Consider the following 17067-nt stretch of genomic DNA (forward strand, 5'->3'; position numbering starts at 1 on the left):
GACAAGCTTTCAGGCAACTATTTCGCCTTCGCCTCGCTTGCCTGTGCCTTTGGGCCGCTGGTGAGAATGTGAACAGACCCTAGTCTTTCCCGCCTCGAGCGAGTTGCTGCCGTGTCCAGGCCGCCTCGGCACGACCCTGCATAACCGCGCGCAAGGCGGCCGGGGGCGGCCCGGCCGTCATCCATTGGTCCATGGCATCCGGTTTGTCACGCGGCCAGATCTTCGGCACATGGGTGGCTTCGTCGATCTGCTGTACTTCCGACGTGTACTCGATTACGAAGCCCGAAGGAGACACAAAGTACGCAAACGTGTTGTCGCCTGGCCCGTGACGGCCCGGCCCCCACGCAGGTGTCTGGCCCTGCGCTCTCATGCGTCCAATACCGCGCATGAAGCTGTCGAGGCTCGGCATTCCGAAGGCGACGTGATTGAGGCTTGGATACGGCCCCTTGTTGAAGGCAATCGAATGATGGTCAGACGTGCAACGCAGGAACACCATCATTTCGCCCGAATAGTCGCTCGTGCGAAAACCCAGCACGTCGCAATAGAAGCGCTCCATCCTGGCAAGATCGGGCGAATTGAGCACGACATGACTGATCTTGCTCGGCTGGGCCACACGGTCTTCCGTCTCCGGATGACACGCAACATCGGAAGAGAATCGCAGACGGCGCCCCTCAGGATCGATCGCATCGAATCCATAGCCGCCGCCGGGTGTCGCAAGTCGTGCGGGAGGCGTGCCAACCACAACGCCATCGGCCTGCAATTGCTCGTAGAAGCGGTCGACGGCCATCGCGTCCACCAGCGCGAAATGGAGATAGTCGATGCCGTGGTAAGCAGCATCGCGCAGCGCATATATCCACTGCTCGCCCAGTGTTCCGCGAAAATAGACAGTTTCCGGTTGCGCCGCCGGTACTTTGGCAAGCCCCCACTGATCACGAAAAAACGGTGCGGAAATCGTTGCGCTGGGCGCACAAACGGCAATACCACGCAGACTCTGGACAGCAACACGTTCGATCATTTCGACGCTCCGTTCGACACACACGACACGACAGCTTCCGGCCGCTCGCGTTGCGTCACGCAAAAGAAATCGCCCAGCAACACGCTCCGGGTTGCAGGGAACTCTGCGCAGCGCATACTTCCCACTCTCGGTGCACTCGTCCGGTATTCAACGACAACGGAACGGTCCCGCTCATGCCTGCCTCACGCTGCACGGAAGTCGACACTTTCCAGTGCTCCGCTGCCGATGGTCATCATGAACTGCGCGTTCTCACAACCGTCGTTACGGAAATAATGCGGCCGTCCGGCCGGATTGAAGATCAGATCATGCACACCCAATCTCTGCTCGACGACTTGGCTCCCCAGCTCCCAGCCCACCGTCACCACACCGTCGATGACGAGATAAGCATCCTCGACATTCCGCTCATCAAATTGAATGCCTTCCCCGGGAGCAAGATGGACGAGATCCATGCGATAGGTGCCGGCCGGCGCGCCGCCCTCGCCCACATGTACTTTCTTTGAAAAGCCTGGCATGCGAATCACCGGCTGCTGGCTATGGCGCACCAGATGCCTGGATAGTTCACGGTGACGCGGATCGTCGCTCTCCGGATCAAAATCGTAGGTCTTTCCGAGTGCGGCGCCGAAGCGGGCAGCAAGTTCGGGATCGCCATCGCGCGGATGTATCGCAAATGCCGTCGGCAACGGCTTGCCGCTGCCGACGCTGATCGAAGCGAGCACCGGCTCGAAACCTTCGTTCTTGAAGCCGTGAACACGGTTACGCAGATTTAGACACAGGTCCTTTCGGCCAAGCCGCGCCTCTATCGCCTCGTCGCCCCAGAGCCATACGGCCGTGAGCACACCGCCCAAAACGAGAAACGACTCTTCGACTTCGTGCGAATGGCTTGACGCATATTTGCCGACCGGTTGGCTCACGAGGCTCACCGTGAAATGCTTTGCTTTGAGCGTATCTGGGTCGTCGGACTTCGGCGACCCGCCCGCGCCAACATAGCGCATCTGCGCACGAGCCAGCTGCGGATACCCCTCATTGAATGTACACGCGCCCCAGTCGAACGTCTTGTGATGGTGCTTCCCAATGAAGGACCGCATCTCTGCTTGCGCGTTCTGGAATTCCATGTTCGTCTCGTCCCGTTCGCTGTGGTGTCGTGAGGGATGGGGTGGCCTGTCTGAGCAACCCTGGGCAGTTCGCTGCCCACACCGCGCTGTGTTGCGAAAAATTCTATGGACGGTCATTTTTGAAAACAATGGAAAATCACTTAACCTACGGTCAAGTCATCTTCGATACGCCGAACGTCACCTCGATCATGCAACTCGCCTCAATTAGTGCCAGACACATGGAAATTTTTGCAGCCATGATGACGAGCAACGGCATGGCAGAGGCAGCCGCGCGCCTTGCCATATCGATGGCGGCGGTGAGCAAGGCAATAGCGGTCATCGAGCGAGAAGCGGGTGTAAAACTTTTCGCGAAGGTGGGGGGGCGACTGCAGCCGACGGCGGAAGCTGAACGTGTGTTCCCTGCGATTCAACGCGCGCTGAACCAGTTAGAATACGCTCGCAACGAGCTTCGCCGCCCTTCCATTCAGAGTCCGCAGCGTATCGTGATCGCTTCGGGGGGAGCGGCCCTGGCGCATCTGGTCCCTGAAGCGTTGCAACGCACGCTCCGCGAATTCCCCGATATTCAGGCAGAGGTCAATTCCAACCGCACTGCCACCATCCTCAGCATGGTGGCGAATCACGAGATCGACGTGGGCGTGACGACGCCACCCGTACGCGACGTCGACGCGCGAATCCTGCAGCTGTGCGAGACCCGGGACATCTCAAAGGTCGCACTTGTGGCAGTGGTGCACAAAGATCATGAGTTGGCCACCCGCCGATTGATACGCCCTGCCGATCTCAATGGCGTACCTCTCGTCACGCTCAGTGCTCAGTCCCCCACCACGCAACTCGTTGAAGCAACGTTCCATCAGGCTCACGTACCAATGCGGATCGCTGTGGCGGCCGGAAACAGCTTGACGGCCTGCTGCCTTGCCGAGCAGGGCCTCGGCGTCGCGCTGATTAACCCGGAAACGCTTTCGGAGCAGATCTTTCCCTCCCTGCGTACCGTGCCGTTTCGTCCGCGGATCACGCTTCGAACGTGCGTTTACTTGCCAAAATTTCAGGCAGAAACTCCACTGCTGACACGATTCGTTGCGCACCTCTTGCAAGTAGCTGCACGAAATAGATGACGCACCTCCGCTATTAGGGCGTGTTCACACTATCCAAGTCCATCGACAATAAGCGCGAAGCTGATGAAAGCGAGGAACTGAGCTTCCCCTGAAATTTCGCCTTCGCCTCGCTTGCCCGCGCCTTTGGGCCGCTGGTGAGAATGTGAACAGACCCTAGCAGATGGTCGGCCACTCGAGAAGGGATCGCTTGTTGCCGCTCGGGAGATCATCGTCAGGGCTGGCGATAGGCGTCAGATGCCGACTTTTGGGACCACAAACATGAGCATCACGGATGAGCACATTTATGTGGACTATAGTGCGCATAAATTCCAACATCAAAGGAACGAGCATACGGCAACCGACACCATCCCGCGCCGGGCTACCAACATCAGCCTGCCCGAGGACGTCTACAAGGACGCGAAGGAACTCGGGATCAACTTTTCGCAGACGTGCGAGCGGGCAATCCGGCAGGCAGTACAGGTGGAGAAGGATCGTCAGTGGGCGATCAAATATACGGACTTTATCCAGGCTTACAACGACATGGTCGAGCGCGACGGCCTGCCGCTTGCTCAGTACCGGACGTTCTGATGGCCCGTTTCGACGTATTCTCCAACCCCGGTGGACACCCTGGTGCGCCATATGTCGTCGAGGTCCAAGGAAATCATCTGTCCGGACTGGCAACTCGCGTGGTCATCCCGCTACGCCGGTTGGACCGGATCGCCACGGTGCCGCTTCCGCCTGATCTGATCCCCGTGGTCATCATTGAGGGTATTGAGTGCATGCTCGATACCCCAACGCTCGCCGCAATTCCACGCAGCGCGCTGACCCAGCCGGTTAGCTCGCCCGTACATCGACAGGATGAAATCATTTCGGCGCTCGACCGATTGTTTGGCGAACGGTGAGGTGTCAGAATTCGCGTCAATCTACGTCTTGCTGAAGACATCGCGTCACGACGATATTTCTGACGGTATACGCAAGCACCTCTGAATCGTACGCTTTGCGGGACAAGCATCTCCGGCTGAACTCAACATGATGCGCGCTATGTCGAGCGGATGATGAAGGCGCCGAAGTAAGCGTGAACCGGCGCGGCGCGCGGCGTTCCGCCGGGCGCGCCCGGGGCGCGATGCGTGCGCGCGATCGGACGATCGACGCACCCATCGCGCCCTTTTCGCATCTGCGCCGCCCGCCGGATATCGCGCGCCGACGCCCGCCGAACGTCCGCTGCGCGGTGCTCCGGCCGCATCGTCGCGCGCGCCGCCATCGGCCGTTCGGCCGACGCGGCCGGCTGTCGCGCCGCGTTCGGCTAAAACCCGACGCGCGTGGCGTAAAATATGCGCTTTCCCTTCCCCGATCCTTTTATGACGCTCGCCTCCACGCCCGACATCATTGCCGAGCTCAAAGCCGGCCGGATGGTGATCCTGGTCGACGAAGAAGACCGCGAAAACGAGGGCGACCTCGTGCTCGCCGCCGAGTTCGTCACGCCGGAAGCGATCAACTTCATGGCTCGCTACGGCCGCGGGCTGATTTGCCTCACGCTCACGCAGGAGCGCTGCAAGCAGCTCCACCTGCCACTGATGACGTATCGCAACGGCACCCAGTACGGCACCGCGTTCACGGTCAGCATCGAGGCGGCCGAAGGCGTGACGACGGGCATCTCGGCCGCGGACCGCGCGCGCACGATCGCGACCGCGGTCGCGCACGACGCGCGCGCCGAGCACATCGTGCAGCCGGGCCACGTGTTCCCGATCATGGCGCAGCCGGGCGGCGTGCTCGTGCGCGCGGGCCACACCGAGGCGGGCTGCGACCTGACGGCGCTCGCGGGTCTCACGCCCGCCGCCGTGATCTGCGAGATCATCAAGGACGACGGCACGATGGCGCGCCTGCCGGACCTGATCGAATTCGGCAAGGAGCACGGCCTGAAGATCGGCACGATCGCCGACCTGATCCACTATCGCAGCCGCACCGAATCGATCGTCGAGCGCGTCGCCGAGCGCACGATGCAGACGGCGCACGGCCCGTTCAAAGCCGTGCTGTACCGCGATCATCCGACGGGCTCGCCGCACATCGCGCTCGTGCGCGGCACGCCCGCGCCGCACGAAGAAACGCCTGTGCGCGTGCACGAGCCGCTGTCGGTGCTCGACCTGCTCGAGACCGGCATTTCGACCCACTCGTGGACGCTCGACGCCGCGATGAAGGAAATCGCCGCGCGCGAGCTCGGCGTGATCGTGCTCCTGAACTGCGGCGACACGAACGAGCATCTCGTCGACGTGTTCCTCGCGTTCGACGAAAAAGAGAAGGCGGCCGCGCTCAAGCGCCGGCCGGTCGATTTCAAGACGTTCGGCATCGGCGCGCAGATCCTGCGCGACGTCGGCGTCGGCAAGATGCAGGTGCTGTCGAATCCGCGCAAGCTCGGCAGCATGTCCGGCTACGGCCTCGAAGTCACCGGCTTCGCGCCGATGCCGGGCGGCGCGACGTCGACGCCCGACGCCGCATAACGGTCTCGTGTCGTAGTGTCGTAATGTTGTCAGCCTGTGCTGCAGCCCCTATCACCGCTCATCCACACCACGGAAAGAACATGGAAATCGGACAATATCAACCGAACCTCGAAGGCGATGGCCTGCGTATCGGCATCGTTCAATCGCGCTTCAACGAGCCCGTCTGCAACGGCCTCGCGGACGCGTGCGTCGAAGAGCTGGAGCGCCTGGGCGTCGCTGGCGAAGACGTGCTGCTCGTGACCGTCCCGGGCGCGCTCGAAATCCCGCTCGCGCTGCAAAAGCTCGCGGAAAGCAATCAGTTCGACGCGCTGATCGCGCTCGGCGCGGTGATCCGCGGCGAGACCTATCACTTCGAGCTCGTGTCGAACGAGAGCGGCGCGGGCATCACACGCATCGCGCTCGACTTCAACACGCCGATCGCGAACGCCGTACTCACGACCGAAACCGACGAGCAGGCGATCGCCCGGATGACCGAGAAGGGTCGTGATGCCGCACGCGTCGCCGTCGAGATGGCGAACCTCACGATGACGCTCGATCAATTGAGCGACGACGAAGAGGACGAAGACGAAGACGAGGACGACGCAGACGAAGAGGAGCGCGCATGAAGAAGAGCGCCCGCCGACAATCGCGTGAGCTGGCGACGCAGGGCCTGTATCAATGGCTGCTGTCGAACGCGGCGCCGGGCGAGATCGACGCGCAATTGCGCGGCGCGCTGGGTTACGACAAGGCCGACAAGACGCTGCTCGACACGGTCCTGCACGGCGTGATCCGCGAGCACGCGGCGCTTGCCGAAGCGATCTCGCCGAGTCTCGACCGTCCGATCGACCAGTTGTCGCCCGTCGAGCGCGCGGTGCTGCTGATCGCGACGTACGAGCTCACGCATCAGATCGACACGCCGTATCGCGTGATCATCAACGAAGCCGTCGAGCTCGCGAAGACGTTCGGCGGCTCGGACGGCTACAAGTACGTGAACGGCGTGCTCGACAAGCTTTCCGTCAAGCTGCGCCCGGCCGAAACGCAGGCGCGACGCGACGCGTAACCCCTTCGCGGGCGCGCGGCGCGCGCCCGCTTTCCGCTTTCTCCAACGTTTTGATTCGACGATGAACACCGCTGCCGATTCGCTCCTGAGGCTCGCGTCGCGCGTCGACGCGATCGAGCCGTTCTACGTGATGGAGATCGTCAAGGAAGCCGCCGTGCTCGAGCGCGCCGGCCGCGACATCATCCACATGAGCATCGGCGAGCCGGACTTCACCGCGCCGGAACCCGTCATCGAGGCGGCGGCCGCGGCGCTGCGGCGCGGCGTCACGCAATACACGAGCGCGCTCGGCATCGCGCCGCTGCGCGAGGCGATCGCCGCGCACTATGCGCGCGCGTACGGTCTCCCGATCGCGCCGGAGCGGATCATCGTGACGGCGGGGGCGTCGGCCGCGCTGTTGCTCGCGTGTCTCGCGCTCGTCGGCCGTGACGACGAAGTGCTGATGCCCGATCCTTCGTATCCGTGCAACCGCCACTTCGTCGCGACAGCCGAAGGTCGCGCGGTGCTCGTGCCGAGCGGCCCCGAAGCCCGCTTCCAACTGACCGCGAACGACGTGAAAGCGCGCTGGAGCGAGCGCACGCGCAGCGTGTTGCTCGCGTCGCCGTCGAACCCGACGGGCACGTCGCTCGAGCCCGCCGAGCTCGGCCGGATCATCGATGCCGTGCGTGCGCGCGGCGGCTTCACGATCGTCGACGAAATCTACCAGGGCCTGAGCTACGACGGCGCGCCCGTCTCGGCGCTGTCGTTCGGCGACGACGTCGTCACCGTCAACAGCTTCTCGAAGTACTTCAACATGACGGGCTGGCGGCTCGGCTGGCTCGTCGTGCCGCCGGCGCTCGTCGGCACGTTCGAGAAGCTCGCGCAAAACTTGTTCATCTGCCCGTCGGCGCTCGCGCAGCACGCGGCGCTCGCATGCTTCGAACCGGACACGCTCGCGATCTACGAGGCGCGCCGCGCGGAATTCAAGCGCCGCCGCGATTTCATCGTGCCGGCGATCGAATCGCTCGGTTTCGAGGTGCCGGTAATGCCGGACGGCGCGTTCTATGTATACGCGCAATGCGGCGGCGTCGCGCATCCTGCGGCAGGTGACAGCGCCGCGCTCGTGAACGCGATGCTGCACGATGCGGGCGTCGTGCTCGTGCCGGGGATGGATTTCGGCGTTCATGCGCCGCACGACTATATCCGGCTGTCCTACGCGACCGCGTACTCGCGGCTCGAAGAAGCGGTCGAGCGTCTCGGCAAGCTGTTCGGGCGGTAGGGCGGCAGGAGGCTCGGCACGGGCGCGGCCCTGCATGCACGTACCGACACCTGTCGTTGCTGCCGATCACGACGGTCGCGCGTGGCAAGTTTCGCGCGCGTCGCCATCCTGCTCCTCGCCTCTTTCGCCTTCCACTTTCTGTTTCGCGCTTTTCGCCACGCCGCTCGCCTTGAACCTGAGCTTGGCGATTTGCGCTTCGGACTTCAGCCTAGGTCTTGGGCCGGGCCTGTCGCAACCGCAACGATTTGCAACAAATCGGCGGGGCCATCACACGCGATCGCCCCGCCTGCAGTTAGTTGCGCCCGAGACACGTCGCCGCTCCGGCCCGCCAAAACGAAAAAGGCCGAGTCCCGTCTAACACCGGACTCGGCCCTTTCGATGATTCCCTGTCTTCCACAATCTTCGCGCGATCGGCGCGGCGCGCCGCTCCGGCGCATGCAATCGCCACCCGTCAGGTGCCGAGCTCCGAAGCCGCGGTATCGTGCTTCGCCGCCGTGTCGACGCTCGCATCGTCCTGCTGCGGCGCCTTCGGCGCGGCGGCAGCCTTGATCGTCAGCGGGCGCGTGCCGTCGAGCGTCGCATGCACGCGCTTTTGCGTCGCGCCCGACGTCGACACCGTCGTGACCGTCACTGCACCCTGCGCGGGCTGCTGCGACGCATAGATCGACACCTTGCGACCGCGCGCGACATCGCGCAGCCGGTCGCGCTCGCCGATCACCTTCGTGCCGTAACCGCCGTCGTCGGGCGTCGTCGCGCCGACGTACAGACGCAGCCCGCCCGAGAGCGAGCCGCCGCGCGCGATGCAGTCCTTCAGCACGAGCGCGCCCACCTGGATGTTGACGAGCGGCTGCAGCGCCGCATCGGTGCCGCCAAAATATTCGAACTTGTCCGAATGAACCTTCGACATCACCTGCATCAGGCCCTGCGCGCCGACGCCGCTTTCGGCGTAGGGATTGAAGCCGGATTCGATCGCCATCACGGCGAGGATCAGCAGCGGATCGAGCCCGACGTCGCGGCCCGTCTGGAACGCCGTCTTCACGAGCTGGCCGACGGGCTCCTGCGCAACGCGGTAGCGGCGCGCGAGGTAAGTGGCGACGAGCGCCTGTTCGCGGTTCGACGCGAGCACGCGGTCGTCGCGCGCGTCGGCGGCGACCCGCTGCGTCGGGATGAGTTTTGCGAGCGACACGGGCGACGGGCCGTTGCGCACAGCGTCGAGCGCCGCGCCGACGTCGGCGGGCGTGGCCGTTGCCGCAGGCGCCGCATCCGCATTGATCGATTCGCCTTCGTCGGCGTTCGCCGGGCCGAAGGTCGGCAACGGATGGCCGCTGAGGAGCCGCGCTGGACCGGCCTGAACCGCAGCCGACACGAACGGCATCATTTTTGCTGCGAGCGTGCCGCGCACGTTGGGCAGCAGCCACAGCACGAGCGCGATCGCAACCGCACAGCAACCGACCACGCTCAATAGATGGTGACTGACACGCGTCCCGCGACGCAGCGCTGCGCGAAATATCTGCGCATGCCGCTCACTGGGACGCCACGATAACCAAGCGTTCATTCAGATCCTCCACGGGCATGATTCGTGCGGCTCGCTCGGTTCTCGAGGCGAGACATGGCGCGCTGCCGCGGAATCAAGACACCGAGCGTCTTGGTCAGACCGCATCGGTATCGGAGAAACGGTATAAGTACCGTTCGGAGCCACGTCGAAACAGGGCCTGCACTTGCGGCAGGCGGACGCGCGAGGCTCCTACGCAAAAAACCAGCGTCGACTGGGCGCTGGCTAGGACAACAAACAGACCGTCAGAAGGCCGTGCAGGTATCGGCGGACGGCGACGCGTTGCGTCTATAGGACCGGGGATTGATGGTTCAACACTGGGACCTGCAACCAATGTGAGCGGATTCTAGCAGGGTTTTATAGATCGTCAACACTATAGAAATACGTTTTCATAACAAAAAGTAATGATTTGTTACGGGTCGGAATCGGAAGCCGCGCGCCGTCTGGCGTTCGGATCCGCCGCCATTTTTTTACGTTTCCGTCGCCTGGCCGTCCGGCCGGGTAAAATCGGCGCTCGTTTCCGGGCGGACGCCGTGCCCGCCCCCACCGCCGCCGCCTGTCGCGCGCGGCCTGGATATCCTTCATGAAATACAAAGACTTACGCGATTTCATCAGCAGCCTCGAACAGCTCGGCGAGTTGCGGCGCATCATGCAGCCCGTGTCGCCCGTCCTCGAAATGACCGAACTCTGCGACCGCGTGCTGCGCGCGGGCGGGCCCGCGCTCCTGTTCGACGCGCCGACCGGCTACCGGTTTCCGGTGCTCGGCAACCTGTTCGGCACGCCGCGGCGCGTCGCGCTCGGAATGGGCGTCGATGCCGACGACGACGCGGCGCTCGCGTCGCTGCGCGACATCGGCCGGCTGCTGTCCGCGCTCAAGGAGCCCGATCCGCCGAAGAGCCTGAAGGACGCAGGCAAGCTGCTGTCGCTCGCGAAGGCCGTGTGGGACATGGGCCCGAAGACGGTGCCCGCGCCGCCGTGCCAGGAAATCGTCTGGGAAGGCGCCGATGTCGATCTGCACAAGCTGCCGATCCAGACCTGCTGGCCGGGCGACGCGGGTCCGCTCATTACCTGGGGCCTGACGGTCACGCGCGGGCCAAACAAGACCCGCCAGAATCTCGGCATCTATCGGCAGCAACTGATCGGACGCAACAAACTGATCATGCGCTGGCTCGCGCATCGCGGCGGCGCGCTCGATTTCCGCGAATTCGCGCTGAAGAACCCGGGCCAGCCGTATCCGGTCGCCGTCGTGCTCGGCGCCGATCCGGCAACGACGCTCGGCGCCGTCACGCCCGTGCCCGACACGCTGTCCGAATACCAGTTCGCCGGCCTCTTGCGCGGCGCGCGCACCGAGCTCGCGAAATGCCTGACGCCCGGCGTCGACACGCTGCAGGTGCCCGCGCGCGCGGAGATCGTCCTCGAAGGCTTCATTCATCCGCAGCAAGGCACGCCGGCGCCCGCCCCCGAAGGCGCACCGCCGCGGCCGGCTGCGGGCGCCACGGCCGGCTACGAGCACGCGCTCGAAGGCCCGTACGGCGATCACACGGGCTATTACAACGAGCAGGAATGGTTTCCGGTCTTCACCGTCGAGCGGATCACGATGCGCCGCGACGCGATCTACCACTCGACCTACACCGGCAAGCCGCCCGACGAGCCGGCCGTGCTCGGCGTCGCACTGAACGAGGTGTTCGTGCCGCTCCTGCAAAAGCAGTTCCCCGAGATCACCGACTTCTATCTGCCGCCTGAGGGCTGCAGCTACCGGATGGCCATCGTCCAGATGAAGAAGAGCTACGCGGGCCACGCGAAACGCGTGATGTTCGGCGTCTGGAGCTTCCTGCGGCAGTTCATGTATACGAAGTTCATCGTCGTCGTCGACGAGGACGTGAACGTGCGCGACTGGAAGGAAGTGATCTGGGCGATCACGACGCGCGTCGATCCGGCGCGCGACACCGTGCTCGTCGAGAACACGCCGATCGACTATCTCGACTTCGCGTCGCCCGTCGCGGGCCTCGGCTCGAAGATGGGACTCGACGCGACCAACAAGTGGCCAGGCGAAACCCAGCGCGAATGGGGCCGGCCGATCGAGATGGACGCCGCCGTGAAGGCGCGTGTCGATCGTCTATGGACCGACATCGGCTTGTCGTGAGCTTCCGCTTCTCCAATCTTCGATAACGACGACGCACCATGAGCTTCGCCCCTACGTCGATGCTGTCCGACGGCTTTTTCCTGTCGCTTTCGCTTTGTCTCGACATCGGCCTCGTGAATGTCGCGATGCTGTCGCTCACACTGTCGCACGGATTCCGGCCGGGCTTCTGGCTCGGCGTCGGCTCGTGCGTCGGCGATCTCGTCTATGCGGCGCTCGCGCTCGCCGGGATGGCCGTGCTGCTGCAGTTCGAAGCGGTGCGCTGGGTCGTATGGCTCGGCGGCGGCGCGGTGCTGCTGTTCCTCACGTGGAAGATGGCGCGCGAGGCGCTCTTTCCCGAACCGGCGCGCGACGCCGTGGACGACGACACGTGCGCCGCTTTCGTGCAGCCGAGCACGTGGCGCAATTTCGCGCGCGGAATGCTGCTCGCGATGTCGTCGCCGTCGGCGATCCTGTGGTTCGCGGCGGTCGGCGGCGCGCTGATCGCGAAGGCCGGCGCGACGACGCCCGCGACGGCATCCGTGTTCTTGTCGGGATTCTTCCTCGGCGGGCTCGCGTGGACGCTCTTTCTCTGCACACTCGCGAGCCAGGGCCGCAAGCACGCGGGCGCGAGACTGATGCGCGCGTGTCACGTCGTGTCGGCGCTGCTCTTTGCGTATTTCTCGTACAGCGTGATCGTCGGCGGCTATCGCGACCTGATTCTGAACGTGGCGGCTTGACGCTGGCTCGGCTCAGACGACGCGGCCGGAGTCAGGAGCTCGAGCCGCTCGTGCAACCGCATGCGCAGCCCGACTCATCCGGCCGGCCGGTCGCCTCGATGAACCGACCGCCCCGCCGCTCGCGCGTCCGGCCTGCCGACGCGACACGCCGCAAGCCGCCCGCCCTCACTCATCCGCGCAGGAACTCGCCGTAGCGCGCGAGATCGACGTTGCCGCCGCTCAGGATCACGCCGATGCGCTTGCCCGCGACGGGCAGCACGCCATCGAGCACCGCCGCTGCGCCGAGGCAGCCGGTCGGCTCGACGACTATCTTCATCCGCTCCGCGAAAAAGCGCATCGTCTCAATCAACTGCGTGTCGCTAACCGTGACGATCCGCTTGACGAGCTTCTGGATGATCGGAAAGTTGTACTCGCCGACGTGCGTCGACGCCGCGCCGTCCGCGATCGTCCGCGGCACCGGGATATGCACGACCTCGCCGCGCGCAAGCGACTGCTGCGCGTCGTTGCCCGCTTCCGGCTCGACGCCGATCACGGCGCAGCCGGCCGCGAGCGCCGCCGCCGACAGCGCGCTGCCCGAAATCAGCCCGCCGCCGCCGAGCGGCACGACGAGCATGTCGAGTTCGCCGACTTCGTCGATCATTTCCTTCGCGGCCGTCCCCTGCCCGGCGATCACGTGCGGATGGTCGTACGGCGGCACGAGCGTCATCCCGCGCTCGTGCGCGAGCCGCGCGCCGATTTCCTCACGGCTTTCCGTGTAGCGATCGTAGGTGATGACTTCGCCGCCGTAGCCTTTCGTCGCGGCGACCTTTGCGGCGGGCGCGTCGTGCGGCATCACGATCGTCGCATGAATGCCCGCGAGGCGCGCGGCGAGCGCGATCGCCTGCGCATGGTTGCCGGACGAATACGTGAGCACGCCCGCGCGACGCTGCTCGGCGTCGAAGTGCGAGATCGCGTTGTACGCGCCGCGAAACTTGAACGCGCCCATCCGCTGGAAGTTCTCGCATTTGAAGAAGATCGTCGCGCCGGTGCGCGCGTCGGCAGTGCTGGACGTGAGGACGGGCGTGCGATGCGCGACGCCGGCGAGCCGGGCGGCCGCGTCGGTCACGTCGTCGAAGGTCGGGATGGCGAGGCCGGAAGCGGATTGAACAGGCATGGCGGCGAGCAGGAAAACGCGTTGGACAAGGGAACGACCATTGTCCCAGCTTCGCTCGATTCGCGCAGCAGCCCCGAAAAGAAAAACGGCGCGGCACGAACCATTGCCGTGCTGCGCCGCAGCATCAGGCGCGCCGCCGGCCAGGCGGCGCGTCGACGTCAGCAATCAATAACGCCAGTGCGGACGGCCGTAGTAGCCGTGATGGCGCCAGTACGGGCGTCCGTAGCCGTAGTAGCCGCCGACGACGACCGGCGGCGCGTAGTACGCGGGCGCCGGCGCGTAGACGACGGGCGGCGGAGGCGGTGCGTAATAAACGGGCGGCGGCGCGGCATAAACGGGATACGCCGGCGCGATCGGCACCCCGATGCCGACACCGATCGACACGTGCGCCCGGGCAGCGCTCGCAGCGCCCAGGCCCAGTGCGGCAACGGCGATCAACGGAATGAGCTTTTTCACTTTGGTTCTCCTGGCAGCGGGCGTCAGCGCCCGCCGCATCGACAGCGACGGCTTGTTTGCCGTATGAGACGAATGTAGCGAAATCCGGCATCGCGAGCCACGCCCATTTGTTGCAAATTGCAATAGCGCAAAGCCCCGTGGCAAGGCGGCGCGCAGGACCGGACACGGACGCGCGAACGCGGTCCGGCTGCAATTCGGCGGATTGCGAAGAATCGCGGGAGACGCCGTGCGCCGCACCACGCCGCCCGTTCGGAGACCGGTAATGAACGATTACAAATTAGAGACAGCATGTGGCCCGCGCGACACGGACGCATCTCGCCGCGCATTCCGTCCCCCAAAATCCGGCGGTCTTCCGGGGCTGGATCGAACGCTGCTGCCGCCGAATACGCGATACTGACGGTTTGCCGCAGATCCAGGATCGCATCCATGGCCTTGTCCGCCACGCCCCGCATCGGCTTCATCGGCGCGGGCCGCCTTGCCGGCTGCGTCGCCCGCCGCTTCGCGCGCGCCGGCTATGCCGTCACCGCGATCGCGAGCCGCTCGCCCGCATCGGCCGCCGCACTTGCCGCGCAGATCGACGCCGACCGAGCCGCGCGCGACGCCGCTGACCCCGCACGCTCCGACCGCGACAGCGGCAGCGCGGCGCACGGCGCGCGCTGCCCAGCGGTCGATTCGCCGCAGGCGGTCGTCGACGCCGCCGACCTGATCTTCGTCACCGTGCCCGACGACGCACTCGGCCGGATCGCCGCCGAGTTGCGCTTTGCGCCGGCGCGCGCGGGCGAGCAGGCGCTCGTGCATTGCAGCGGCGCATCGAGCGTCGATCTGCTCGCCCCCGCGCGTGCGCAAGGCGCGGCGACGGGCGGCTTCCATCCGCTCTACCTGTTCGGCGGCGGCGACGCCGATCTCGCGCGGATCGACGGCTGCTCGGTGACGATCGAGGCCGACGGCGCGCTGAAGGATCTGCTCGTCGCGCTCGCCGCCGCGCTCGGCTGCCATCCGCTGTCGATCCCGGCGGGCGGCCGGATGCTCTATCACGCGGCCGCCAACTACGCGGCGAGCTTCGCGCTTGGCAACCTCGCCGAATGCGTCGAGCTGTGGCACTCGCTCGGCTTCGCCGAGGACGACGCGCTGCGCGCGCTTCTGCCGATGCTCGCCGGCACGATCGAGACCGCGCGCGACAAGGGGCTCGCGAACGCACTCGCGGGGCCCGTGTCGCGCGGCGACGTCGGCATCGTCGAGCGACAGCTCGCGCTCCTCGAGTCGCTCGGCGGCGACCACGCGGCGCTCTACGCGCTCCATACCCGCCGCGCGGTCGCGCTCGCGCGCAAGCGCGCGTCGCCGCCCCCGTCTCTCGACGCGCTCGAGCACGCGGTCGACGCGTCGCTCGCCCGTTCGCTCGGCCTCGCACGCCCCGCCCGCGACGAGCCGTGATAAGGTGACGCCCGATGCGCGCCGCCTGCGGGCGGCGACGGCACGCTACCGACTGGACTGGATAAAGAAAAGGATTCAAACGATGTTCGGCGAGATCGCCCGTTTTCTGCTCAATACCGTTTTCACACTGTTCGGCGCAGCGCTGATCCTGCGCGTCTGGCTGCAGGCCGTGCGCGTGCCGCCCTACAATCCCGTCACGCAGGCCGTGCTGCAGGCGACCAACTGGCTCGTGCTGCCGCTGCGGCATATCGTCCCGGGCGTGCGCGGCGTCGATTGGGCGAGCGTCGTCGCGGCACTCGTCACGTCGCTCGTCTATGTCGCGCTGATGGTGACGATGGCAGGCGTCGACGCGCTGTCGATCATCCCGACGATTCTCATCGTCGCGCTGCTGACCGTCGTGAAATGGGCGCTCAACCTCGTGCTGTGGCTGACGATCCTGATGGCGCTGCTGTCGTGGCTGAACCCGCGCTCGCCCGCGATGGCGATCCTGTATCAGCTCACGGCGCCGTTCCTGAACCCGCTGCGCCGGCTGATCCCGCACCTGGGCGGCATCGACCTGTCGCCGATCCTGCTGTTCGTGATCGTCCAGGTGCTGATCATGATCGTGACGCGCGCGGCGGTGTCGCTCACGCTGTTCGGGATCTGACGCGCTATTCGTTCGGCGGCGCGGCGGCGGCCGGCGCGCCGTCGCCGAGATTGTCGATCACGCCGAAGTGCGCGGGGATCGTCGCGTAGCACGCGCGCACTTTCTCGCGCGACACGCGCGCGATGAGCCGCCGCGCCTCGTCTTCCGTGACGATGAATTCGACCTCGATCGCAAGCGAGCCCTGCAACTCGAAGAAGCGATCCTCGTGCAGCACCCGATGCTGGCCGAACCCCGCCATCGCGCGAAATGCGGAACCGCCCGAGACGCCCATCCGGTTCGCTTCCTCGAGCAGCCATTCCCAGAGCGGCTTCCAGTGCAGCCGGTGATTCTCGTGTACGTAAAAACGCAGGAAGACCCCGTCCATAGCCGCCTCCGCCCAGGCCGGATCAGACCGGCGCGAGCCACGCCCGCGCGGTCCACATGCCGAGCCCCGTCAATGTGAACGAACCCATCAAGTGTAGGGCAGCCACGGCGAGCGCCCAGCCGAACTCGCCCTGAGTCGCGTGCGTCATCACTTCGACCGAATAGGTGGAGAACGTCGTGAGCCCGCCCATGAAGCCCGTGATCACGAAGAGTCGCCATTCAGGCGGCAGCCCCGCCCTCGTGGTAAACGCGACGACCGCGATCCCGATCAGATAGCCGCCGATGAGGTTCGACGCGAGGGTGCCGAGCGGCACTTCGGGGAAGAGCGCATTGAGGCCGAGGCTCAGGAACCAGCGCAGCAGCGCGCCGAGCCCGGCGCCGACGAAGATCGCGACGATCGAATAGAACAAGGCCGCACCTCACGATTGACGAAGAGAAGATCCGTGCGACGTCCTCGCCGCGCGGCAGGCGCGGGACCCGCCCCGGACGTGCGGCGGCGCAACGTGCCGGCGCGGCGCAACGGGACGCCGGACGCGCCCGAACCGGCTGCGCACGCTCAACTTTATGCGGATTTCCGGCTGCCCGGCAATCGGCCGGCCCTAC

18 protein-coding genes are annotated in these 17067 nt (G+C 65.5%); 11 read left to right on the forward strand and 7 right to left on the reverse strand.

Annotation, left to right across the window (positions count from 1 at the left end):
• Positions 1-79 precede the first annotated feature (79 nt).
• On the reverse strand, positions 80-1015 hold the full coding sequence (locus WS69_RS08310) for a VOC family protein (protein ID WP_059470312.1): 936 nt from the start codon (positions 1013-1015) through the stop codon (positions 80-82).
• Between the two features lie 182 nt (positions 1016-1197).
• Positions 1198-2127, reverse strand: coding sequence for a cupin domain-containing protein (locus WS69_RS08315; protein WP_059470313.1), 930 nt, complete (start codon positions 2125-2127; stop codon positions 1198-1200).
• Between the two features lie 128 nt (positions 2128-2255).
• Between WS69_RS08315 and WS69_RS08320 the strand changes: the two genes are divergently transcribed.
• The 7 genes from WS69_RS08320 to WS69_RS08355 all read left to right on the forward strand — a co-directional run bounded on the left by WS69_RS08320 (position 2256) and on the right by WS69_RS08355 (position 8004).
• Entirely contained in the window at positions 2256-3236 is a 981-nt protein-coding gene (locus WS69_RS08320) for a LysR family transcriptional regulator (protein WP_059470314.1), read from the forward strand.
• Between the two features lie 258 nt (positions 3237-3494).
• Positions 3495-3803, forward strand: coding sequence for a type II toxin-antitoxin system CcdA family antitoxin (locus WS69_RS08325; protein WP_226382764.1), 309 nt, complete (start codon positions 3495-3497; stop codon positions 3801-3803).
• Positions 3803-4117 (forward strand): CcdB family protein, encoded by a 315-nt coding sequence (locus WS69_RS08330; RefSeq protein WP_059470315.1) that lies wholly within the window; start codon positions 3803-3805, stop codon positions 4115-4117. The genes WS69_RS08325 and WS69_RS08330 overlap by 1 nt, the downstream gene beginning before the upstream one ends.
• A 456-nt stretch (positions 4118-4573) precedes the next feature.
• Positions 4574-5710 (forward strand): bifunctional 3,4-dihydroxy-2-butanone-4-phosphate synthase/GTP cyclohydrolase II, encoded by a 1137-nt coding sequence (gene ribBA, locus WS69_RS08340; RefSeq protein ID WP_059470317.1) that lies wholly within the window; start codon positions 4574-4576, stop codon positions 5708-5710.
• 80 nt (positions 5711-5790) lie between these two features.
• Positions 5791-6315 carry a 6,7-dimethyl-8-ribityllumazine synthase gene (gene ribH, locus WS69_RS08345; protein WP_059470318.1) on the forward strand — a complete coding sequence of 175 codons (525 nt, stop codon included), beginning with the start codon at positions 5791-5793 and terminating at the stop codon, positions 6313-6315.
• Complete coding sequence (nusB, locus tag WS69_RS08350) at positions 6312-6749, forward strand: transcription antitermination factor NusB (protein ID WP_059470319.1); 438 nt, start codon at positions 6312-6314, stop codon at positions 6747-6749. The genes ribH and nusB overlap by 4 nt, the downstream gene beginning before the upstream one ends.
• A gap of 61 nt (positions 6750-6810) precedes the next feature.
• Complete coding sequence (locus WS69_RS08355; protein WP_059470320.1) at positions 6811-8004, forward strand: pyridoxal phosphate-dependent aminotransferase; 1194 nt, start codon at positions 6811-6813, stop codon at positions 8002-8004.
• A gap of 451 nt (positions 8005-8455) precedes the next feature.
• Here the strand turns inward: WS69_RS08355 and WS69_RS08360 are convergent, their stop codons facing one another.
• A complete protein-coding gene (locus WS69_RS08360; RefSeq protein WP_059470321.1) occupies positions 8456-9559 on the reverse strand; it encodes a lytic transglycosylase domain-containing protein in 1104 nt (367 codons plus the stop codon).
• A 580-nt stretch (positions 9560-10139) separates the two neighbouring features.
• Between WS69_RS08360 and WS69_RS08365 the strand changes: the two genes are divergently transcribed.
• Both WS69_RS08365 and WS69_RS08370 read left to right on the forward strand, forming a co-directional pair.
• Positions 10140-11699 carry a UbiD family decarboxylase gene (locus WS69_RS08365; protein ID WP_059470322.1) on the forward strand — a complete coding sequence of 520 codons (1560 nt, stop codon included), beginning with the start codon at positions 10140-10142 and terminating at the stop codon, positions 11697-11699.
• Positions 11700-11737: 38 nt separating this feature from the next.
• Positions 11738-12415, forward strand: a complete 678-nt coding sequence (locus WS69_RS08370) for a LysE family translocator (protein WP_059470323.1) — start codon at positions 11738-11740, stop codon at positions 12413-12415.
• A gap of 169 nt (positions 12416-12584) precedes the next feature.
• On the opposite strand, the gene WS69_RS08375 is transcribed toward WS69_RS08370, so the two are convergent.
• Together WS69_RS08375 and WS69_RS08380 are read right to left on the reverse strand one after the other, a co-directional pair.
• Positions 12585-13568, reverse strand: coding sequence for a threo-3-hydroxy-L-aspartate ammonia-lyase (locus tag WS69_RS08375; protein ID WP_059470324.1), 984 nt, complete (start codon positions 13566-13568; stop codon positions 12585-12587).
• A gap of 165 nt (positions 13569-13733) precedes the next feature.
• Entirely contained in the window at positions 13734-14024 is a 291-nt protein-coding gene (locus WS69_RS08380) for a hypothetical protein (protein WP_059470447.1), read from the reverse strand.
• Between the two features lie 426 nt (positions 14025-14450).
• On the opposite strand from WS69_RS08380, the gene WS69_RS08385 reads away from it, so the two are divergent.
• Both WS69_RS08385 and WS69_RS08390 read left to right on the forward strand, forming a co-directional pair.
• Complete coding sequence (locus WS69_RS08385) at positions 14451-15455, forward strand: Rossmann-like and DUF2520 domain-containing protein (protein ID WP_059470325.1); 1005 nt, start codon at positions 14451-14453, stop codon at positions 15453-15455.
• 82 nt (positions 15456-15537) lie between these two features.
• On the forward strand, positions 15538-16101 hold the full coding sequence (locus tag WS69_RS08390; RefSeq protein ID WP_059470326.1) for a YggT family protein: 564 nt from the start codon (positions 15538-15540) through the stop codon (positions 16099-16101).
• A gap of 4 nt (positions 16102-16105) precedes the next feature.
• Here WS69_RS08390 and WS69_RS08395 read toward each other — a convergent pair whose 3' ends face one another.
• Together WS69_RS08395 and crcB are read right to left on the reverse strand one after the other, a co-directional pair.
• Positions 16106-16465: a DUF190 domain-containing protein gene (locus WS69_RS08395; protein ID WP_059470327.1), complete on the reverse strand. Its 360-nt coding sequence runs from the start codon at positions 16463-16465 to the stop codon at positions 16106-16108.
• Positions 16466-16487: 22 nt separating this feature from the next.
• Positions 16488-16874 (reverse strand): fluoride efflux transporter CrcB, encoded by a 387-nt coding sequence (crcB, locus tag WS69_RS08400; protein WP_059470328.1) that lies wholly within the window; start codon positions 16872-16874, stop codon positions 16488-16490.
• Positions 16875-17067: the final 193 nt, after the last annotated feature.

Origin of the sequence: Burkholderia sp. BDU5, from assembly GCF_001522845.1 — a bacterium.
In the GTDB taxonomy this organism is placed as follows: domain Bacteria; phylum Pseudomonadota; class Gammaproteobacteria; order Burkholderiales; family Burkholderiaceae; genus Burkholderia; species Burkholderia mayonis.